Source organism: Streptomyces sp. NBC_00554 (assembly GCF_041431135.1).
GTDB lineage: Bacteria > Actinomycetota > Actinomycetes > Streptomycetales > Streptomycetaceae > Streptomyces.
In genome coordinates this window covers 3,891,703-3,911,986 of the sequence record NZ_CP107799.1, presented here as the reverse complement: position 1 = coordinate 3,911,986, position 20,284 = coordinate 3,891,703, and the positions used below count along the sequence as shown (strand labels likewise).

18 protein-coding genes and 2 pseudogenes are annotated in these 20,284 nt (G+C 69.6%); 11 read left to right on the top strand and 9 right to left on the bottom strand.

What is annotated here, in order from left to right:
* Window positions 1-34: 34 nt before the first annotated feature.
* A pseudogene (locus OG266_RS16845) lies at window positions 35-637 on the bottom strand (RNA polymerase sigma factor); the annotation flags it as partial.
* A 77-nt stretch (window positions 638-714) separates the two neighbouring features.
* Between OG266_RS16845 and trpS the strand changes: the two are divergent.
* On the top strand, window positions 715-1,728 hold the full coding sequence (gene trpS, locus OG266_RS16840) for a tryptophan--tRNA ligase (RefSeq protein WP_371546551.1): 1,014 nt from the start codon (window positions 715-717) through the stop codon (window positions 1,726-1,728).
* Window positions 1,729-1,928: 200 nt separating this feature from the next.
* Window positions 1,929-2,513 carry a 2'-5' RNA ligase family protein gene (locus tag OG266_RS16835; protein WP_266455611.1) on the top strand — a complete coding sequence of 195 codons (585 nt, stop codon included), beginning with the start codon at window positions 1,929-1,931 and terminating at the stop codon, window positions 2,511-2,513.
* A 124-nt stretch (window positions 2,514-2,637) separates the two neighbouring features.
* Here the strand turns inward: OG266_RS16835 and OG266_RS16830 are convergent, their stop codons facing one another.
* Both OG266_RS16830 and OG266_RS16825 read right to left on the bottom strand, forming a co-directional pair.
* Entirely contained in the window at window positions 2,638-3,393 is a 756-nt protein-coding gene (locus OG266_RS16830; RefSeq protein ID WP_371546550.1) for a decaprenylphospho-beta-D-erythro-pentofuranosid-2-ulose 2-reductase, read from the bottom strand.
* Window positions 3,390-4,751, bottom strand: a complete 1,362-nt coding sequence (locus tag OG266_RS16825; RefSeq protein WP_371546548.1) for an FAD-binding protein — start codon at window positions 4,749-4,751, stop codon at window positions 3,390-3,392. The genes OG266_RS16830 and OG266_RS16825 overlap by 4 nt, the downstream gene beginning before the upstream one ends.
* Before the next feature lie 142 nt (window positions 4,752-4,893).
* On the opposite strand from OG266_RS16825, the gene OG266_RS16820 reads away from it, so the two are divergent.
* From OG266_RS16820 to OG266_RS16810, 3 genes are all read left to right on the top strand, one after another.
* Window positions 4,894-5,478, top strand: coding sequence for a phosphatase PAP2 family protein (locus tag OG266_RS16820; RefSeq protein ID WP_371546546.1), 585 nt, complete (start codon window positions 4,894-4,896; stop codon window positions 5,476-5,478).
* A 146-nt stretch (window positions 5,479-5,624) separates the two neighbouring features.
* A complete protein-coding gene (locus tag OG266_RS16815) occupies window positions 5,625-6,500 on the top strand; it encodes a decaprenyl-phosphate phosphoribosyltransferase (protein WP_371552819.1) in 876 nt (291 codons plus the stop codon).
* 76 nt (window positions 6,501-6,576) lie between these two features.
* Complete coding sequence (locus OG266_RS16810) at window positions 6,577-7,524, top strand: YihY/virulence factor BrkB family protein (protein WP_371546544.1); 948 nt, start codon at window positions 6,577-6,579, stop codon at window positions 7,522-7,524.
* On the opposite strand, the gene OG266_RS16805 is transcribed toward OG266_RS16810, so the two are convergent.
* Window positions 7,478-8,761: a D-alanyl-D-alanine carboxypeptidase family protein gene (locus OG266_RS16805; protein ID WP_371546542.1), complete on the bottom strand. Its 1,284-nt coding sequence runs from the start codon at window positions 8,759-8,761 to the stop codon at window positions 7,478-7,480. The two genes, OG266_RS16810 and OG266_RS16805, sit on opposite strands and share 47 nt — an antisense overlap.
* Window positions 8,762-8,852: 91 nt before the next feature.
* Between OG266_RS16805 and OG266_RS16800 the strand changes: the two genes are divergently transcribed.
* The 5 genes from OG266_RS16800 to OG266_RS16780 all read left to right on the top strand — a co-directional run bounded on the left by OG266_RS16800 (window position 8,853) and on the right by OG266_RS16780 (window position 13,482).
* Entirely contained in the window at window positions 8,853-9,116 is a 264-nt protein-coding gene (locus OG266_RS16800; protein WP_266455595.1) for an SCO4848 family membrane protein, read from the top strand.
* A 16-nt stretch (window positions 9,117-9,132) separates the two neighbouring features.
* Window positions 9,133-10,464 carry a metallophosphoesterase gene (locus OG266_RS16795; protein ID WP_371546540.1) on the top strand — a complete coding sequence of 444 codons (1,332 nt, stop codon included), beginning with the start codon at window positions 9,133-9,135 and terminating at the stop codon, window positions 10,462-10,464.
* Window positions 10,465-10,527: 63 nt separating this feature from the next.
* Complete coding sequence (locus OG266_RS16790; protein WP_371546538.1) at window positions 10,528-11,211, top strand: hypothetical protein; 684 nt, start codon at window positions 10,528-10,530, stop codon at window positions 11,209-11,211.
* Between the two features lie 181 nt (window positions 11,212-11,392).
* The gene (locus tag OG266_RS16785) at window positions 11,393-12,949 is read left to right on the top strand and encodes an ABC transporter substrate-binding protein (protein ID WP_371546536.1); all 1,557 of its coding nucleotides are present in this window, start codon (window positions 11,393-11,395) and stop codon (window positions 12,947-12,949) included.
* 128 nt (window positions 12,950-13,077) lie between these two features.
* Window positions 13,078-13,482 carry an ATP-binding protein gene (locus tag OG266_RS16780; RefSeq protein WP_266455585.1) on the top strand — a complete coding sequence of 135 codons (405 nt, stop codon included), beginning with the start codon at window positions 13,078-13,080 and terminating at the stop codon, window positions 13,480-13,482.
* A gap of 106 nt (window positions 13,483-13,588) precedes the next feature.
* On the opposite strand, the gene OG266_RS16775 is transcribed toward OG266_RS16780, so the two are convergent.
* Together OG266_RS16775 and OG266_RS16770 are read right to left on the bottom strand one after the other, a co-directional pair.
* Window positions 13,589-15,064 (bottom strand): ATP-binding protein, encoded by a 1,476-nt coding sequence (locus OG266_RS16775; RefSeq protein ID WP_371546535.1) that lies wholly within the window; start codon window positions 15,062-15,064, stop codon window positions 13,589-13,591.
* Entirely contained in the window at window positions 15,061-15,750 is a 690-nt protein-coding gene (locus tag OG266_RS16770) for a response regulator transcription factor (protein WP_329545894.1), read from the bottom strand. Before OG266_RS16770 ends, OG266_RS16775 begins: the two co-directional genes overlap by 4 nt.
* Window positions 15,751-15,908: 158 nt before the next feature.
* Between OG266_RS16770 and OG266_RS16765 the strand changes: the two genes are divergently transcribed.
* On the top strand, window positions 15,909-18,317 hold the full coding sequence (locus OG266_RS16765) for an MMPL family transporter (RefSeq protein ID WP_371552817.1): 2,409 nt from the start codon (window positions 15,909-15,911) through the stop codon (window positions 18,315-18,317).
* Window positions 18,318-18,375: 58 nt separating this feature from the next.
* On the opposite strand, the gene OG266_RS16760 is transcribed toward OG266_RS16765, so the two are convergent.
* The 3 genes and pseudogenes from OG266_RS16760 to OG266_RS16750 all read right to left on the bottom strand — a co-directional run bounded on the left by OG266_RS16760 (window position 18,376) and on the right by OG266_RS16750 (window position 20,184).
* On the bottom strand, window positions 18,376-19,023 hold the full coding sequence (locus tag OG266_RS16760; RefSeq protein ID WP_371552815.1) for a TetR family transcriptional regulator: 648 nt from the start codon (window positions 19,021-19,023) through the stop codon (window positions 18,376-18,378).
* A 253-nt stretch (window positions 19,024-19,276) separates the two neighbouring features.
* Window positions 19,277-19,771, bottom strand: a pseudogene (locus OG266_RS16755) (thiol-disulfide oxidoreductase DCC family protein); the annotation flags it as partial.
* A gap of 5 nt (window positions 19,772-19,776) precedes the next feature.
* A complete protein-coding gene (locus OG266_RS16750; protein ID WP_326721075.1) occupies window positions 19,777-20,184 on the bottom strand; it encodes a hypothetical protein in 408 nt (135 codons plus the stop codon).
* Window positions 20,185-20,284: the final 100 nt, after the last annotated feature.

Below are 20,284 nucleotides of genomic sequence, written 5' to 3'. Positions count from 1 at the left end.
CCCGGGATTCCACACCTTTCCGGGGGCCCTCGCCTTCCCGGGCTCCGCCGGCACCTCGAGGCTCGAAATCCGGCAGCAGTCGGCCCAGCTTTCGCAGGGCGCGGTTGAGCCGTGACTTCACCGTGCCGCGTGGCCAGCCCAGGGCCTGGGCCGTCTCCGGTTCGTCCATCTCCAGCAGGTAGCGGTAGGTGACGACGAGCCGGTGGTCCTCGCTCAACTGGTCCAGGGCGGCCAGCAGTGCCGCGCGGCGCTCTATCTCCAGGGCCGCGGCCGCCGGGTCCGCCGATTCCGGTATCAGCGGCTCCGCTTCCACCAGTGCGGCCTCACGGCCGGCCAGCGTCCGCTGGCGCACCGCCGTCCGCACTGTGTTCCTCGTCTCATTGGCGACAATCGACAGCAGCCACGGCTTGAACGCCGCGCCGTCCCGAAAGCGCCCCAGCGAGCAGTAAGCCTTGATGAAGGCCTGCTGCACCACGTCCTCCGCGTCCGCACCCGCCCCCAGCGCCTTGGCCGCCCTGATCGCGATGCCCGTGTGGGCGCGCACCAGCTCCGCGTACGCCTCCGGGTCTCCGGCGCGTACTCGTGCGATCACCACGGCCTCGTCGACGACGATGCGGCCCCCCTCCCGCGTCCTCACACTCTTGTTACACCGCCCGGCCCCAATCGGTTCCCACCTGTTCCCGAGCAATGAGAGACACCTGAGAGAATGAGGGCATGGCCTCTGATCGTCCCCGCGTGCTCTCCGGAATCCAGCCCACCGCAGGCTCGTTCCACCTCGGCAACTACCTCGGCGCGGTCCGCCAGTGGGTGGCTCTGCAGGAGTCCCACGACGCCTTCTACATGGTCGTCGACCTGCACGCGATCACCCTCCCGCAGGACCCCGCGGACCTGCGCGCGAACACCCGGCTCGCCGCCGCGCAGCTGCTCGCCGCGGGGCTCGACGCGGACCGCTGCACGCTCTTCGTCCAGAGCCACGTCCCCGAGCACGCCCAGCTCGCCTGGGTCATGAACTGCCTCACCGGTTTCGGCGAGGCGAGCCGCATGACCCAGTTCAAGGACAAGTCCGCGAAGCAGGGTGCCGACCGTGCTTCCGTCGGCCTCTTCACGTACCCGATCCTCCAGGTCGCGGACATCCTGCTGTACCAGGCCAACGAGGTCCCGGTCGGTGAGGACCAGCGGCAGCACATCGAGCTCACGCGGGACCTCGCCGAGCGCTTCAACGGCCGCTTCGGCCAGACGTTCACGGTTCCGAAGCCGTACATCCTCAAGGAGACGGCGAAGATCTTCGATCTCCAGGACCCGTCGATCAAGATGAGCAAGTCGGCGTCCACTCCGAAGGGCCTCATCAACCTGCTCGACGACCCGAAGACGACGGCCAAGAAGATCAAGAGCGCGGTCACCGACACGGACACCGTCATCAGGTACGACACCGAGCAGAAGCCGGGTATCAGCAACCTGCTGACCATCTACTCGACCCTCACAGCAACCGGTATCGCCGAACTGGAGGAGAAGTACGCCGGCAAGGGCTACGGTGCGCTGAAGACGGACCTCGCCGAGGTCATGGTCGACTTCGTGACGCCGTTCCGGGAGCGCACCCAGCAGTATCTGGACGACCCGGAAACGCTCGACTCGATCCTGGCCAAGGGTGCCGAGAAGGCGCGTGCCGTCGCCGGGGAGACGCTCTCCCAGGCGTACGACAGGGTCGGCTTCCTGCCTGCCAAGCACTGACACCCCGTACTGGCTTGCGGACCGCGGCCGCCCCGGCGGCCAGGACGACAGCGTGTCCGAAAGCCAGTACGAGACGAGCACAACACCCGTACGACAGCCGGTAACGGGCGGCACCGCCGTACAGTCGATAGCCGTACCAGCCGAGCGGCCTGCCCTGCCCGCGAGGACCGAGAAGAACCGATACGACGACAGGAGACGACGTGGGGACCGTAACGATCGGTGTGTCGATCGCGGTCCCGGAGCCTCATGGCAGCCTGCTCCAGGAGCAGCGCGCGGGCTTCGGTGACCTCGCGGCTTCCGGCATCCCCACGCACGTCACCCTGCTGCCGCCGACGGAGGTCGACGACTCGGCGCTGCCCGCGATCGAGGCGCACCTCGTCGAGGTCGCCGCCGCCGGGCGCCCCTTCCCGATGCGGCTCTCCGGGACGGGCACCTTCCGCCCGCTGTCACCCGTCGTGTTCGTACGGGTCGTCGAGGGGGCCGAGGCCTGCACCTGGCTGCAGAAGCAGGTCAGGGACGCCTCCGGGCCCGTGGCGCGCGAGCTGCAGTTCCCGTACCACCCGCACGTCACCGTGGCGCACGGCATCGACGACGAGGCGATGGACCGGGCGTACGAGGAACTCGCCGAGTACGGGGCCGCGTGGCCGTGCAGCGGGTTCGCGCTCTACGAACAGGGTGCGGACGGGGTCTGGCGCCAGCTGCGGGAGTTCGTCTTCGGCGGCGCGGTGGTGCCTCCGCAGGCCTGCGCGCCGGCGGAGCACGACACCACCTTGCCCGCGCTCTGACCGGGCGCGCCGCGCGCCCCCCCCGGCTGAGCGCTGATCAGGCCGGAGGGAAGCAGCGGCGCCCTGTAAGCCGCAGATGTGCGTGCCAGACCCCGCGTCTCCGGCATGATCCGCCGGACAGACCCTAGATCGGCAGCCGCCTGAACACCGGGCGCGGTACGTGCCGCAGCGCCGACATCGCGATCCGCAGTGCGCCCGGCACCCACACCGTCTCCGAGCGCCGCCGCAGGCCCGTCTCGATGGCCGTCGCGACCGCCTCGGGAGTGGTGGCCAGCGGCGCCTGCGCCAGACCGGCTGTCATCTTCGTGACGACGAACCCGGGGCGTACGACCATCACGTGCACGCCGGTACCGTGCAGAGCGTCGCCCAGGCCCTGCGCGAAGGCGTCCAGGCCCGCCTTGCTGGAGCCGTAGATGAAGTTGGAGCGGCGGGCGCGCTCGCCCGCGACGGAGGACAGCACCACCAAGGAGCCGTGCCCCTGGGCCTGGAGTGCCCGCGCGCACACCAGGCCGGCCGAGACCGCGCCCGTGTAGTTGGTCTGCGCGACCCGCACCGCCGACACGGGGTCCTGCTCGTCCCGCGCCTGGTCGCCGAGCACGCCGAACGCGAGCAGCACCATGTCGATGTCGCCCTCGGCGAAGACCTTGCCGAGCAGAGGCTCGTGGGACTCGGGGTCGAGGGCGTCGAAGGCGACCGTACGGGCGTCCGCGCCCAGCCCGCGCAGGTGCTCGGCAGCCCGCTCCAGGGCGGGCGAGGGCCGTCCCGCGAGCCACACGGTCCGGGTGCGCCGGGCGATCAGACGGCGCGCGGTGGCGAGCGCGATCTCGGACGTGCCGCCGAGGATCAGCAGGGACTGGGGGAGACCGAAGGCGTCCTTCATGACAACTCCTGGAGATTGAGACGACGGGACAGGTCCGACGTGAACACCCCACGTGGATCCAACTCGGCCCGCAGCGAACGGAACTCGGCCAGTCGTGGATACATGTCACCCAGCAGCTCCGGCCGCAGCCGCGAGTCCTTCGCGAGGTAGACGCGCCCGCCGGCCCCCGCGACCTCCTCGTCCAGCTCATCGAGGAATGCCGAGAGGCCGGGCAGTCCGGCCGGGATGTCGAGAGCGAGGGTCCAGCCGGGCATCGGGAAGGACAGCCAGCCCGGATCGCCCTCTCCGAAGCGTTTGAGAACGGCGAGGAAGGACGGGCACCGGTGCCCCGAGATCCTCCCGACGATCCGCCGGAGTACCTCCTCCTGGCCGTGTCCGACGACGAACTGGTACTGCACGAAGCCACCGCGCCCGTAGATCCGGTTCCAGTGGGGGACCCCGTCGAGAGGGTGGAAGAAGGTGGAGATCTTCTGCAGTTCACCGGCACGCGCGCGTGGCGCCTTCCGGTACCAGAGCTCATTGAAGAGGCCGACCGTCGAGCGGCCGAGCAGCCCCTCCGGTACGAAGGCGGGGGCGGCGGGGAACTGCGAGGGACGGAACGCCAATGGGTGTCTACGCGCGCGTGGGGGCAGGGAATCGAGCGGCGCGTGGTCGCCGCGGGTCAGCACCGAGCGCCCCATCGACGTTCCGCGCGCGAGGAGGTCGATCCAGGCGACCGAGTACCGGTAGCGGTGGTCCGTGGCGGTGATGCGGGCCATCAAGTCGTCGAGATCCGCCGCGCGTTCCGTGTCGACGGACATCAGCGAGGTCTCCACGGGCTGGAGCCGGACGCTCGCCTTGAGGATCACGCCGGTGAGGCCCATGCCGCCCGAAGTGGCGTCGAAGAGGGGGGTGCCGGGGTCCACCGTGCGGATCTCGCCGTCCGCGGTCAGCAGCTCGAAGGAGAGCACATGGCGGGCGAACGAGCCCGATCCGTGGTGGTTCTTGCCGTGGATGTCCGCGCCGATCGCGCCGCCGACCGTCACATAGCGGGTCCCGGGCGTGACCGGCACGAACCAACCCAGCGGCAGCAGCACTTCCATCAGCCGGTGCAGACTCACTCCGGCGTCGCAGAGCACGGTTCCGCCGTCGGCGTCGATGGTGTGGATCCGGTCCAGGCCCGTCATGTCGAGCACCGCGCCGCCCGCGTTCTGTGCCGCGTCCCCGTACGCCCGTCCCAGGCCCCGCGCGATGCCTCCGCGTGCCCCGCACTCGCGGACGGCGGCCGCCGCCTCCTCGTAGCTGCACGGGCGGACCAGGCGGGCGCGGGTCGGGGCGGTGCGGCCCCAACCCGTGACGGAGACGGTGTCGGCGGGCATGACCGTGACCGTAGCGTCGGTAAGGGGGTATTACGTCCCGACCTCTCCTACCCTCATGGGTCCTCACCGAAATGGGTGATTAATGGGATGTCGTCATAGATTGTCTTAGTTCTGTGGTCGCTCCCTAGAAGAGTGAGATCACATGGACGAACTTGACGACGACGTTGACGGCAGCCTGCGCGATGACGTTGACGGCAGCCCTCGCGATGACGCTGGTGGCGAGCCCGGCGGCATCGACCACCGGCTGCTGTCGGCGCTCCACGAGTGCGGCGCCGACTCCCGTGTAGCGGCCGTCGCGCGCGCCCTGTCCTGGAGCGGGGAGCACGGCGCGCTGTGGCTGGCCGTGGGGATCGCGGGGGCTGCCGTCGACAGGGAGCGGCGCGGAGCGTGGTTGCGCGCGACGGCGCTCACGGCCACCGCGCACGCCGTCAGCATGGGCGTGAAACGGATTGTGCGCCGTCCGCGCCCCGCACATGTGGTGCCGCTGGTGCGCACGGCCGGACGGCACTCCTTCCCCAGCTCGCACGCCACCTCGGCGGCGGCCGCGACGGTCGCGTACGGCGCGCTGGGGGCGCTCGGGGGGCGTGCGATCCCGCCGGTCGCTGCGGCGATGTGCGTGTCGCGGATGGTCGTCGGCGTGCACTACCCCTCGGACGTCGCCGCGGGTGCTGCGCTGGGGGCCGTGACGGCTCGGCTCGGTGCTCGCTGGATCGGGGGGCGGTCGTGACGGAGCGCACGGAGCGGGCGGAGCGCACGGAGCGCGTGGAGGGGGTGGAGCGTTCTGAGCGGGTGGCCGGCACTGTACTTCTGGAGTGCGCGCCGTTCGCTCCGGCGCGCGCGAAGAGTCTCACGCCCTTCGGGCGGCTTACGCGCCTGGCTCGGGGGCTGTTCATCACCGCGCGCCCCCGCCAGTGGGTGAAGAACGTGCTCGTCGTGGCCGCGCCGGCCGCCGCGGGCCAGCTCTTCTCGCGGCACGCGCTCACCCAACTCTCGCTCGTCTTCGTGCTCTTCACGGCCTGCGCGGCCGCCGTGTACCTGATCAACGACGCCAGGGACGCCGCCGCCGACCGCGCCCACCCCGTCAAGCGCCGTCGCCCGGTCGCCGCGGGCCAGGTCCCCGTCCCGGTCGCGTACGCCGTCGGAGGCGTCCTTGCCGTCCTCGCGCCGACCGCCGCCGCCTGGCTCTGCCCGCCGGTCGTCCCCGCGCTGCTGACCGCGTACATCGGGATGCAACTGGCGTACTGCGTCAGCCTCAAGCATGTCCTGGTCGTCGACCTCGCCGTCGTCACCAGCGGGTTCCTGATGCGGGCGATGATCGGCGGGCTCGCGCTCGGTATCCCGCTCTCGCGGTGGTTCCTGATCACCACCGGCTTCGGGGCTCTGTTCATGGTCTCGGCGAAGCGCTACTCCGAAGCCGTGCAGATGGCCGGGAAAGCGGGCGCCACGCGCGCGTTGCTCACCGAGTACACCACCGGCTACCTGCGCTTCGTCTGGCAGCTGGCCGCCGGGGTCGCCGTCCTCGGCTACTGCCTGTGGGCCCTGGAGGAGGGCGGGGTGCCCAGCACCGGCGTGCTGCCGTGGCGGCAGCTGTCGATGATCGCCTTCATCCTGGCCGTTCTTCGGTACGCCGTCTTCGCCGACCGGGGAACCGCGGGCGAGCCCGAGGACGTGGTGCTCCGGGACCCTGCGCTCGCGCTCATCGGGGTGGTGTGGCTGGCGATGTACGGGCTCGCGGTGGCGAACTGGTGAGCCTCGGCCAACGGCACCGGTCCGCGTTTTGGGGTACCCGCACATTGGTTTTCCGAGGCGAGGGCAGAGTCGGATCATGGACTGGTTGAAGAAGCTTCCCGGCGTGGGACCGTTGGTCGCCCGTCTGATGGCCACGCACGCGTGGCGGTCGTACGAGCGGCTCGACCGGGTGAAGTGGACGCGGCTCGCCGCCGCGATGACCTTCATCAGCTTCATCGCGCTCTTCCCGCTGCTCACCGTCGCCGCCGCGATCGCCGCCGCCACGCTGAGCAGCGAGCAGCAGGAGGAGCTCCAGGACAAACTCGCCGAGCAGGTGCCGGGCATCTCCGACCAGCTCGACATCAACTCGCTGGTCCAGAACGCCGGCACGATCGGCCTCATCGCGGGCGCCGTTCTGCTGTTCACCGGCATCGGCTGGGTCGGCCAGATGCGGGAGTGCCTGCGGGCGGTGTGGGAGCTGCCGGAGCCGGAGGAGAACCCCCTCCTGGCCAAGCTCAAGGACGCTGGCGTGCTCGTCGGGCTCGGTGGCGCCGTGCTCGTCACCATCGCCGCCTCCACCGTCGCGTCCACGACGGTCGGCTGGACGGCCCGGCAGATCGGTATCGACGAGGACGGCTGGGGCGGGGTCCTTCTGCAGGGCGCCGCGTTCGCCGTCGCCGTACTCGCCGACTTCCTGCTCCTGCTGTACGTCCTGACGCTGCTGCCCGGTGTCGAGCCGCCGCGGCGTCGGCTCGTCGTCGGAGCGGTGATCGGCGCCGCCGGTTTCGAGCTGCTCAAGCTGCTGCTCAGCAGCTATATGCAGGGGGTCGCGTCGAAGAGCATGTACGGGGCCTTCGGGGTGCCCATCGCGCTGCTGCTGTGGATCAACTTCACCGCGAAGCTTCTGCTGTTCTGCGCCGCCTGGACGGCGACGCAGAGCGCGGAGGACGAGCCCGATGCGGGGGAGGAGGGGGCCGAGGTGGAGGCCGAGGAAGGGGTCAGCGGCGCCGGCGCATCAGGTCCGGCAGCGGCCAGCGGCGGTTGACCAGGAAGCCGCCTGCCGCGATCAGTACGAGGAGGCCGCCCGTGATGGCCAGGGCGATCCCCATGCCGCTCGAACCGTCGCTCGCGTCCGCCGACGCCGCCACCGGCTTCGTGGACGCCTCGCCCGAGCTCTTCGCGCCCGGAGTGGTCGCGTTCGCGCCCGGCTGCGCGCTCGAGTCGACGCCCTGCGGCGGCACCAGCTCGCCCACCGGCTCGACCTTGCCCGCCGCATTGAAACCCCAGTCGAGGAGGGCGGCCGCCTCCTTGTAGACCTCGTTGTGCTCGTCCTTCTCCGGGTTCATGACCGTGACCAGCAGCACCTTGCCGTCGCGTTCGGCGACGCCGGTGAAGGTGGCGCCCGCGTTCGTGGTGTTGCCGTTCTTCACACCTGCGATGCCCTGGTACTGCGAGATGTCGCTGTCACCGGTGAGCAGCCGGTTGGTGTTCTGGATCTCGAAGGACTCGCGGGTCGTCTTGCCCTTCTCCTTCGTCGTCTCGCCCGGGAACTTCGCCGACACCGTCGACGCGTACTCGCGGAAGTCCTTCTTCTGCAGCCCGGAGCGGGCGAACAGCGTCAGGTCGTACGCCGATGACACCTGGCCCTTCGCGTCGTAGCCGTCGGGGCTGACCACGTGCGTGTCGAGGGCCTGGAGCTCCTCGGCGTGCGCCTGCATGTCCTTGACCGTCTGGTCGACGCCCTTGTTCATCGCCGACAGGACGTGCACGGCGTCGTTGCCCGAGCGAAGGAAGACGCCGAGCCACAGGTCGTGGACCGTGTACGTCTCGTCCTCCTTTATCCCCACCATGCTGGAGCCGGAACCGATGCCGGCCAGGTCGGAGGGCACGACCTTGTGCTCCGTCGTCTTCGGGAACATCGGCAGCAGCGTGTCGGCGAACAGCATCTTCAGGGTGCTCGCCGGGGGCAGTCGCCAGTGCGCGTTGTGCGAGGCCAGGACCTCGCCGGACTCCGCGTCGGAGACGATCCAGGAGCGGGCGCTGAGGTCCTTGGGGAGCACGGGGGCGCCGGTGCCCAGATTCACCTGGGTTCCGGCCTGGCCGAGCTGCTCGCCGCCCACCGTCGACATGTTCGCCGGGGGTGTGGCCGACGGCGAGGTGGTGGCCGACGGGGTGGCCGACGGGCTCGCATCCGCGAAGGCGGGGGCCGTGAGCGAAAGGGACAACAGGGTGGCGGAAGTGACCAGCAAGGATCGCGTGACGGTCTTATTGGTGGCGGGCACGGTCGAGAAAGTACAGGGCGCCGGGCGCGAAGTCCCAACCCCCTCCCCACCCCGGCGCCGGGTACCGGCCGGCGACGGCGATACTGAACCCATGAAGCTCACCCGCCCCGTCTCCTGGTTCCTGCTCGCCTTCGGGGTGTGGAGCTGGGTCATCTGGATCACTTTCATCAAGAATCTGTTCAAGGACGGCAGCGGGCTCGCGTTCGACGACGCGGGGGATCCGACGGCGTACCTCTGGGTGCACCTGACGCTCGCCGTCGTCTCCTTTGTGTTGGGGACGGTTGTCGGGGGCATCGGGTTGCGCGGGGTCCGCGCCTTGCGCGAGACGGCGTCGTCTCAGACGTCGTCGTCATAACCGGGGGTACGAGACCGTGGTCGTCGTCTTTGTGATCATCCTGGTGGCTGTGGTGGCCGCCATCGTGGCACTGCACTGGTACGAGTGGCGCCGCCTGGTGCGCGACACGACCCGCGGGCCGGGGCTTGCCCGCCGTGCGGGTGCCGTCGTGTTCGTCGCCGGGCCCGTGCTGATGGTCACGGCTCTCGTCGCCGAGCGCGGCGGTGCGCCGTTCTGGCTCCAGCAAACCTTGGCCTGGCCCGGGTTCCTGTGGCTGGCGCTGTTCATCTACCTCGGTCTTGCCCTGTTCGTGGGGGAGGTCGTACGGCCGTTGCTGCGGCGGTTCCTGGAGCGGCGGGGGACTGCTGCCGAGCCTGACGTGTCTGCCCCGCCCGCGGTTGTCGTCGGGTCGGGGCCGCACCGGAGCATCCGTCCTCGGTCTGGCGCGGAATCGGTTGCTCAAGAGGGGGGCGGTGTTGACGCGCCAGCCGCTGCGGGCGGACGTTCCGGTACGTCCCCTTCTGGCGGTTTTGCGGGGGGCGGGCCGTCTCGGCGTCTCTTCGTCTCCCGGGTGGTGGGGGGTGTCGCGGCTGCTGCGGCGGTAGGGACTGTTGGGTACGGGACGTACGGCGTTCTGCGTGGGCCCTCGGTCAAGCGGGTGACCGTGCCGCTGGCCAAGCTGCCTCGGTCCGCGCACGGGTTCCGGATCGCGGTGGTGAGCGACATCCATCTGGGGCCGGTTCTTGGGCGTGGCTTCGCGCAGCGTGTTGTCGACACCATCAACTCCACCCAGCCCGATCTCATCGCGGTGGTCGGTGACCTGGTCGACGGCAGTGTGAAGGATCTCGGGCCCGCGGCTGCTCCTCTCGCCCAGCTCAAGGCCCGGCACGGGGCGTTCTTCGTCACCGGCAATCATGAGTACTTCTCCGGTGCCGAGCAGTGGGTCGAGGAGGTACGACGGCTCGGTCTGCGCCCGTTGGAGAACGCTCGCGTGGAACTGCCCGCCTTCGACCTCGCCGGGGTGAACGACGTGGCTGGCGAGAGCGAGGGCCAGGGCCCCGACTTCACCAAGGCGCTCGGCGACCGGGACACGTCACGGACGAGCGTCCTACTGGCCCACCAGCCGGTCCAGATCCACGACGCCGTCGAACACGGCGTCGACCTCCAGCTCTCCGGCCACACCCACGGAGGCCAGCTGTGGCCGGGCAACTTCATCGCGGACCTCGCGAATCCGACTCTGGCCGGGCTGGAGCGGTACGGGGACACGCAGTTGTACGTGAGCCGGGGTGCGGGGGCGTGGGGGCCGCCTACGCGGGTCGGGGCGCCGTCGGACATCACGGTGGTGGAGCTGGCTTCGCGGCAGGCCTGAGGCTCTGCCCTTTCATAGGGTCCTGGTCTTTGATTGCGCCTTGTGACCAAGCCCAGAAGGATCATGCTCTCGTCCGCAGCGGGAAGGCTGAGCCTCGGCTGGCTGCTGGCGGCGCTATTCGTAGTGTTCTGGACGTTCTACAGGGTGTGGCATCTCCCAGGCGGACAGTCGTCCACGGAACAGCACCTTCGTGACTACGGGGATGCGGCCCGGCTCGCCCCCATCGCAATGTCGATTCTGCTTGTCGTCCACGCAAGCGGGACCCTGCGCCGCGCGACCTCCGGGTGGGACAGGGTGATCAGGACCTGCTGCCTGTCGGGTGGGGTGATGTGGGCCGGGTCCTTCGTATGGATGTGGACGTCCTGGCAGCAGGCGGGATCCGGTCCGAGGGCGCTGGCCATCGTCGCGCTTTGCCTGTGCCTGGCCGGTGCCGCGCTCTGGTACGCCCATGAAGCCCGGGCTCGGGGTGAGGAGGGGCAGCCTCCGCTGCTCGACGTGCGAGAGGTGTACAGCAGCCTGCTTGCCCTGCGTACTTCGGGTGAGGGCCGGTTCGCCGTCGTACTGGCCCCTTTGGCTCTGGTCGGTTGGATCTACTCCCTCATCCTGCGGTGGACGGGGTGGACCGGTCTGCTGGGACTGCGGGACGGGATGGAGAAGGATCTGTTCGAGCTCGTCAGCCGCTCTGTCGGGGCTCTCGCGGTGCTGCTTGCCTTGGTTCACTTTGTGAACCGCGAGCGCCGGCGCTGAGTCGCAGCGACGCCGTCCTCTCCTGTCCGGAGGGGAAACCCTCATGACTCTCCGCGGTAACTCGCTTGCCCACAAGCCTATTTGAGCCATCCGATACCTCTTCCCTCGGTTGAAACTCCTGTGGTTAGGTGACCCGCGTCACTGGGGAGTGACGCGGGGGTGGGGCCTGGGGAGGCAACCGATGCGATCCGTTCGCATACGGATTCTTGCGACGTTGTTGGTGTTGGCGGGCGCGGGAGTCGGCGGCTGGCAGTTGTTGCCGTCGCAGGGGGACAGGAACAGGACGATCACGGTCGGGACGACGGATGTGGTGACGTCGCTCGACCCGGCGGGGGCGTACGACGCCGGATCCTGGGCGTTGTTCAGCAATGTGTTCCAGACGCTGCTGACGTTCGAGCCGGGCGGTGCCACCCCCGTGCCGGACGCGGCGGAGAGCTGTGGCTTCGTGGGGAGTGGGCTGCGGACGTACCGCTGCACGCTGCGCGACGACCTGACGTTTCCGAGCGGGCTCAAGATGACCGGCGAGGACGTGAAGTTCTCCTTCGACCGGGTGAAGGACATCAACTCCGAGGTGGGTCCCGCCAGTCTCTTCGGCACGCTCGGTTCGGTGGAGGCCAGTGGGCAGACGGTGACCTTTCATCTGTCCTCGCCCGACGCGACCTTTCCGTTCAAGGTGGCCACCGGCGCCGGGTCGATCGTCGACCACACCCGCTATCCGAAGGACGGCCTGCGCACGGACACCGGCGCGGACGGTACCGGGCTGTATGTGCTGAAGAGGTATACGAAGAACTGGCGCGCCGTTCTGAATCCCAACCCGCGTTACAAGGGCGCCGTCAAGGACACCGGCCGGCCCATCGAGCTGCGCTACTACGCCGACTCGCAGGCGCTGAACAGGGCCTGGAAGGCGGAGGAGTTCGATGTCGTCACCCGTCAGTTGCCCCCCGAGGTGCTCTCCGAACTCACGGCGAGCGATCCCAATCAGCGGGTCACGGAAGCCGACAGCCCCGAGAGCCGCAATCTCGTGCTGAATGTCCGCGCGGATTCGCCACTGCACGACCGCCGCGTACGTCAGGCCATCGCCGCGCTGATCAACCGCGAGCAACTGGTCAGCGAGACGTACAAAGGGACCACCGATCCGCTGTACGGGCTCGTCCCCACCGGCATCACCGGCCACTCGACCTCGTTCTTCGACGCCAATCCCAAGCCCGACGCGAACAAGGCGCGGGCGCTGCTGGAGGAGGCCGGGGTGCAGCTGCCGGTCCGCTTCACCTACGGGTACGCCGAGGGGCGGGGCGTCGCGAAGGAAGAGGCCGCCGAGCTGAAACGGCAGCTCGAGGCGGGCGGGCTCTTCGCAGTGGAGACCAAGGGGTACGAGTGGACCGACTTCCAGAAGCGTTACGCGGACGGGGAGTTGGACGCATGGGCGGTCGGCTGGGTCGCCGACTTCCCGGACGCGGACACCTTCAGCGCCCCGCTCGTCGGTACCGGCAACAGCATGAAGAACGGGTACAGCAGCAAGGACGTCGACCGGCTGATTCTGGCCACTCAGAAGAACGAGGACCGGAGCGTCACCACCGCCGACTTCCGGGAGTTGCAGGACGTCGTGGCCCGCGATGTTCCGCTGATTCCCCTGTGGCAGCGCAAGGAGTACGTGCTCAGCAGTGAGGACGTCGGCGGTGGCCAGTATCTGTCGGACGGGACCGGTGTATTCCGCCTCTGGCGGCTGAGCTGGATATGACAAGCGGCGCGATCTCCCGAGTATGACAAGTGTCGTGATCCCGTGGGTCGGTACTCACCCGAGTGACAGCGCACCCTCGCTCAACGCAGCATCATGTGTCGGAGATGTGTGCGGGGTGAGGAGTCGATGTGCTGAGACGCAACTCGTTCCGGCTGCCCCGGCATCCGGCATCCGTCGGTCTCGCCCGGCACCGGGTGCGGGACCATCTGGCCGACTGGGGCCACAGCATCGACGACCCGGTCCTCGCGGACGCCGTCCTGCTCGTCTCCGAGCTGGCGACCAACGTGGTGCGCCACGGCCCGCTCCTCGAGCGGGAGTTCGAGGTCGCTGTGACCGCCCTCGCCGACGGCTCCTGCTTCATCGAGGTCTCCGACGAAGGCTTCACCGAACCCCGGCTGCGGACGGTCGCCGAGTGGGAGGAGACCGGCCGCGGGCTCCACATCGTCGAGAGCATCGCCGAGGCGTGGGGGGTGTGGAGCCGGGGGCGCTACGGGAAGACGGTGTGGGTGGTCGTGGCCGCGTCGTCCGCGTGACGGCCCTCATCCGACCTTTCACCAGGGCGCGTGGCGACGACAACCACGTGATCCGTATTTAGTCAGGCGAACTCGCGCAGGCCGAGCAAGGGCCCGACAAGCGCGCTCAAGCCCGCTGCCGCGCCGGCAGCGACACCGTCACCGCCAGCCCCGCACCCGGCGACGTCCGCACCGCCACCTCGCCCCCGTGCGCCGTCACCACACCCTGCACGATCGCCATGCCGAGCCCGCTGCCCGCCCCGCCGCCCGCCCGGAAGAACCGGTCGAAGATACGCGCCGCGTCGTCCGCCGCGAGACCGGGACCCTCGTCCGCGACACACAGTCGTACGACACCGTCCTCGCGCTCCAGACCGAGCCGCACCGGCACCTCCGCGGGCGTATGGGTGCGTACGTTGCCCACGAGGTTGCCGAGCACCTGCCGCAGCCCCGACTCGTCGGCGTGCACGAGGAGCGTGCCGTCGGCGCCGACGGTCACCGGGCGGCCCGGCTGCTGGGCCCGCAGATCCTCCGCTGCGTCCCGGACCAGACGGCTCAAGTCGACGTTCTTGAAGCGCAGTTCGGGCCGCTGGTCGAGCCGGGCCAGGGTGAGCAGCTCGTCCACGAGGCGCCCCATGCGGTCGGCCTCCGCGTGCATCCGGTCCCAGGCCCGCCTGCGCTCGGCCGGATCGGGCAGCATGCCCTTCTCGATCAGCTGGAGATAGCCGCGTATCGCCGACAGCGGTGTGCGCAGCTCGTGCGAGGCGTCCCCGACGAACCGGCGCAGCTGGGCCGCGCTCTGCTCACGCGTCCGGTGCGCCGACTCGACCTGGTGGAGCATGGAGTTGAGGGCGATCCGCAGCTGCTCGACCTCCTGGGTCGGATGGCGGTTGGAGGGCACCCGCCGGGTCAGATCCCCCTCGGCGATCGCCGACGAGGTCTCCACCATGTCCTCCAGCGGCCGCATCCGGCGGCGCACGCTGAACATCGTCAGGCATCCGAGCAGCGCCAACAGCAGTGTCCCGAAGGCCACATCGAGTTTGAGCGCCTTCGCGATGCCCGTGTGCAGTCCGTCTGTGGAGTTGGCGAGCAGGACGTACGTGCCGTCCGCGAGCCGCGTCCCGGTCGCCCGGTAGTCGGCGCTGTTCACGTTGATGTCCTGCGGTTCGGTGTCGTCGGCGAGTGCGCGCGGGTTGTCCACGGCAGCGGCCAGTGCGCGTTGGGCGTTGGTCGGCTTGATGCCGCCTATCGCGATGACCGCCCCGTGCGTGTCGACCGCCGCGTAGATCGAGTCGGGCTTCGGCGACTCGTCCGTCTGCGGTACGAGCCGGTCGCGTATGAACGCCAGCGCGCTCAGCGAGTCGATCTGCCGCATTGTGAGCTGCGAACTGCCCAGCGAGTCGCGTGTCTTGACCAGCTCGGCGTCGACCTGGTCGAGCAGATAGTGCCGCATGCCCATCAGGCTCACGGCGGTCGCCATGATGATGCCCAGGGCCAGCAGCGCCACGTTCGCGAGCGTCAGTCCGCCGCGCAGCGAGTGGATCCCGTGGTGGCTGTGCGGACGGCGGATCCGCACGGGCGGTATCACCACGCGCCAGACACTCATGCGAGCCCGTATCCGACGCCCCGCCGGGTCTGTATCACCGGCGGCCCCAGCGGTTCCAGCTTGCGGCGCAGATAACTGATGTACGTCTCCACGACGGTCGACTCGGCCGAGTGCTCGTACTGCCATACGTGGCGCAGGAGTTGCTCCTTGGGGACGATCCGCCCGCCGTTGCGGACCAGGAAGCGCAGCAGGGCGTACTCGGTGGGGGTGAGCTCCACCGTGCGGTCCCCGCGGTGCACGCGGTACGTCGTCTCGTCCAACTCGAGATCGCCGTACCGCAGGGGCGGCCGCTCCGGCAGGATGTCCGCCGGGCGCGTGCGGCGCAGTACGGCGGTGATCCGGGCGACGACCTCGTCGATGTTGAACGGCTTGGTGATGTAGTCGTCGCCGAAGCCGAGCGCGCCCACGATCTCGGCCGGCGCGTCCCGCGCGGTGAGGAACACGATCGCCAGGTCCGGCTGCCGCAGGCGCAGTTCACGGCCCAGCGCCCGCCCGTCGCCGTCCGGCAGCATCACGTCGAGCAGCGCCGCGTCGGGGCGGGTGCGCTCGGCGAGCGTGAGCGCCTGGCGGACGGTGCTCGCCACCATCACCTCGAAGCGGTGGTAGCGCAGGGCGATGGTCAGGACGTCGGCGATGCTCGGCTCGTCCTCGACGACGAGGACGGTGGCCCCCTCCAGAGCGGTCATGCCCCCAGTATCCGCGCCCCCACTGACAACGGGCCCGTTCCCTCTCCTTGGAGTTCCTTGAGAGTCATGGGCGGGCGGTGCCCTGCGGAGGGAGCTGCGGAGATCCTGAGGGCTCAGGACCCGGGGGACCCGACGAAGGAGCGTTGAGCGTGGCGACATTGGCACGGTGGTGCTATCGGCACCGGCTGGTGGTCCTGTTGCTGTGGGTGGGGGCGCTGTTCGGACTCGGCTTCGCGGGTTCGGCCGCGGGCACGAACTATGCGGACACCTTCTCTCTTCCCAACACGGACTCCAAGAGCGCGTACGACCTGATGGAGAAGGCCTTCCCGGAGCGGGCGGGCGACACCGACACGGTGGTGTGGAAGGTCGACAGCGGATCGGTACGGGACGAGTCCGTACGGTCCCGGATCGAGCCCGCGCTCGTCGAGATCGGCAAGATGAAGGGCGTCGGCGACGTCACGAACCCGTACGCGGCCGGGGGCGCCGCGCAGATCAGTGAGGACGGGCGGATCGCCTACGCCCAGGTCACCTTCGCCGAGCAGGCGAACGCGGTGCCCAAGGAGCTCGTCCAGGACGTCGTCGACACCTCGCAGGACGCCGAACGCGCGGGCCTCGAGGTGGAGTTGGGCGGTCAGGCGATCCAGCGGGTCCAGGAGCCGCCGACCGGCCTCGCCGAGCTGGTGGGCGTCGCCGCGGCCGCGATCGTCCTGTACCTGGCCTTCGGCTCGTTCCTCGCGATGCTGCTGCCGATCGGCATCGCCATCTTCGGCGTGGGCACCGGCATGTTCTCGACCCAGCTCCTCAGCCATGTCACGAACGTGCCCGAACTCGCCTCGCTCCTCGCCACGTTGATCGGTCTCGGCGTCGGCATCGACTACGCGCTGTTCATCGTCACCCGGCACCGGCGCGGCATCATGCGCGGCGAGAAGCCGGAGGACGCGGCGGTCACTGCCCTCAACACCTCCGGCCGGGCAGTGCTGTTCGCGGGCGGCACGGTGGTCATCGCGCTCGCCGGAATGCTCGTGATGAACATGCGCTTCCTGGACGGCGTGGTCGTCGGCACGGCGGTCACCGTCGTGCTGAGCGTCCTCGCGGCCATCACCCTGCTGCCCGCACTGCTCGGCCTGCTCGGCACCCGGGTGCTCAGCCGCCGCCAGCGGCGCAAGCTCGCCGCCGAGGGACCGCAGCCCGACCGTACGAGCGGCCTGGCGGTGCGCTGGTCCGCGAACGTCGAGCGGCACCCGCGAAAGGTCGCCGCGCTGGCCGTGGTCGTCATGGCGGTCCTCGCGCTGCCTCTGCTGTCGCTCCGGCTCGGCACGACCGACCAGGGCAACGACGACGCGTCGTCGACGACCCGGCAGGCGTACGACCTGCTGGCCGAGGGCTTCGGCCCCGGCTTCAACGGCCCCCTCCAGGTGGTCACGGAGAGCCCCGACACCACCGCCCTGGTCACCGGCATCCGCGAGACCGAGGGCGTCGCCCAGGTGGTCGCCCTGCCGCCCGGCCAGGGCGTCACGGTGATCCAGGTGGTGCCGGCCACGTCACCGCAGTCCGTCGAGACGGACGAGCTCATCGACACTCTGCGCGACCAGGTGATCCCGGACGCGGGCGTCACCGCCCATGTCGGCGGCGTGACAGCGGTCTCCAAGGACTTCTCGTCCGTGACCGCGGACCGGCTGCCGTACTTCGTCCTGGCGATCATCGGCCTGGGCTTCCTGCTCCTGATGGTCGCCTTCCGCTCGATCGTCGTACCGCTGACGGCGGCGGTGATGAACCTGATCGCGGCCGCCGCGTCCTTCGGCGTACTCGTCGCGGTCTTCCAGTACGGCTGGGGCCTGGATCTGCTGGGCCTCGGCAAGGAAGGCCCGATCAACTCCTTCCTGCCCGTCATCATGCTCTCGCTCCTCTTCGGCCTCTCGATGGACTACCAGGTGTTCCTGGTGAGCCGGATGCACGAGGAATGGGTGCACACGAAGGACAACGCACGGGCGGTCCGCGTCGGCCTGGCGGAGACCAGCCGCGTCATCAACTCCGCCGCCCTGATCATGGTTTGCGTCTTCCTGGCCTTCGTACTGAGCGGCGACACGGGCGCCGCGATGGCGGGAGTCGGCCTGGCGGCGGCGGTCGCCCTGGACGCCTTCATCCTCCGTACGGCCCTGGTGCCGGCCGCGATGCATCTGCTCGGCAAGTCCAACTGGTGGCTGCCCGCCGGTCTGGAGAAGCGGCTGCCGCATCTGGCCGTGGAGCCGAAGGAGGACGGTTCGGGGCCCGCCCCTGCAGCGGCCTCGTCCGGCGCGACGGTGGTCCACGGCTTCGTCCGCGACGGGGAGGGCGCCCCGGTCGACGGCGCAGTCATCCTGCTGCTCTCCAAGGGCGGCCGCCAGCTCGACCGCGTGACGTCCCTGGCGGACGGCTCGTACATCGTCTCGGTCCCTGTCCCGGGCACCTATCTGGTGGCCGCGACGGCTCCTTCGTACGCGCCCCGTGCACGGCATGTGGTCGTGACCGATGAACCGCTGGTGCACGACGTGGAGTTGGCGGACGGGGAGGTCGACGCCGTCAACTGAGGGGGTTGGCCGAAGTGCAGGGGCGTGCTCCGGAGGGTTGTTCTCCGGAGCACGCCCCTCAGCGCTTCTTCGCGGGGTCCGGCAGCGCGTTCGTCATCCCCGGCAGGAAGTCAGTGAACAGCTCGTGCACCTCGTGGACGAGCGGCCGCAGGATGCGGAAACGGGCGAGGGAGACACCGCGTGCGGTGAGGCGGGCGCCACGCTCGGCGAGCCGGTAGCTGCGCTCGCGTCCCTCGGTCCGGTCGAAGACCCAGTACAGGACGAGTCCCATCTGGGAGAGCCACATCAACTCGGGGAGCGCGTCGCGGAGTTCCTCCGGCACCTTGGTCTTGGCCCCGGCGAGCGCCTCCCGGTGAACGCTGATGGCCTCCTCGCGCGCGTGCTCCGACTCGGGGGAGAAGGGGCTGAGCGGGCTGTCCGGGTCGGCGGCGTTCTTGAAGAACTGCACCGCGAACTCGTGGTACGGCGTGGCGATGTCCAGCCACGCCTTCAGTACCCCGCCGAGCCGGGCCTCCAGATCGGTCTCCCGATCCAGCACCTCCCGGACCGCCGCCTGATGCTCCTTGGCGATCCGGTCGTAGAAGCCCTGGATCAGGTGTTCCTTGCCGGCGAAGTAGTAGTACGCGTTGCCGACGGAGACCCCGGCCTCCTGGGCGATGGCCCGCATGGTCGTCTTGTCGTACCCCCGTTCCTGGAACAGCCGCATCGCCGTCTCCAGGATCAGGGCGCGGGTCTGCTCGCTCTTGGCGGGGCCCTTTTCAGGGCCCTTCTCCGGAGGGAGCGTTTTGTCGGAGCCGGGGCTGTCTGTCGGTACTGGCACGAGAAGGAGCCTAACGAGTGGAACAGGTGCCGCTGTCGCAGCCGGGAGGGTTGTCGGTCCGGCCTGCGGGAGGTGTGTTGGTCCGGTCTGCGGGAGGGTTGTCGGTCCGGACTGCCGGAGGACTGTTGGTCCAGTCGGTCGGAGGGCTGTAGGTCCAGCCCGACTGAGGGTGGTAGACCCATCCGTCACCGCTGTAGTAGGCACTCCCGCCCCAGCCGCTGCCGTTCCAGCCGCCGCTTCCCGCCTTTCGGCTGTCCCTCCACTTGGCGGCGGCGAGCATCGCGCCCTTCGCGAGGTGCGCACCCGCCGGCGTGCTCAGCCGGTGGGCGAGCGGCCGGTGCTCGCGCAGTGCCCACAGGCATACGACCCAGGCGGCGGGCCCCCGGTAGACCTGCCCGCCGTCCCCGACGACGGTGATCTCCTCGAGGGCGGCCCGCTGGTCCAGCGTCGGGAACCGCTGCCCGGCCTCGGCGGACCCGGCCGGAACGAACCGGAGCGGCACCAGCTGCGGCTGCTTGCCCAGCCAGTCGCGCAGGAAGGTACAGAGCGAGCACTGGGCGTCGTACAGGACGGTGAGCCCGAGGACCGGGACGCGCGCGGCGTCCCGGTCCCGGGTGGCTGGGATGCCGGCCATCGGGGTCACGCCCCGGCCGACGGAGCGATCCAGTCGGTCGGCGCGACGGGCGGCAGCTGCTCCCGCTCCATGACGCCCCGGCGCCGGATCTTGTTGAGCACGTACACGTTGCCGAGGTGCATGACTCCGAGCACGAGGAGCACCACGCCGAGCTTGGTCGACAGGGCCTCGAAGACTTCGCGGGCGTTCGCGATCTCGTCGTCCCCGTTCAGATAGAGCGCGACGAAGCCCAGGTTGACCAGGTAGAAGCCCACCACCAGCAGGTGGTTGACGGCATCGGCGAGCTTCTCGTTCCCGTGCAGCACGTCGGCCAGGAAGATCCGCCCGTTGTGGCTGAGCGTGCGCGCCACCCAGACGGTCAGCGCGATGCTGACCAGCAGATAGATGACGTACGAGACGACCGTGAGGTCCATGTCCCCACCCCTCCATGCTTTCTTGAACGCGTTCAAAACGCTGTCGAGAAAGAATGTAGACCCGCTTTTGAACATGTTCAAGTCGAGGGAGATGGTGGGG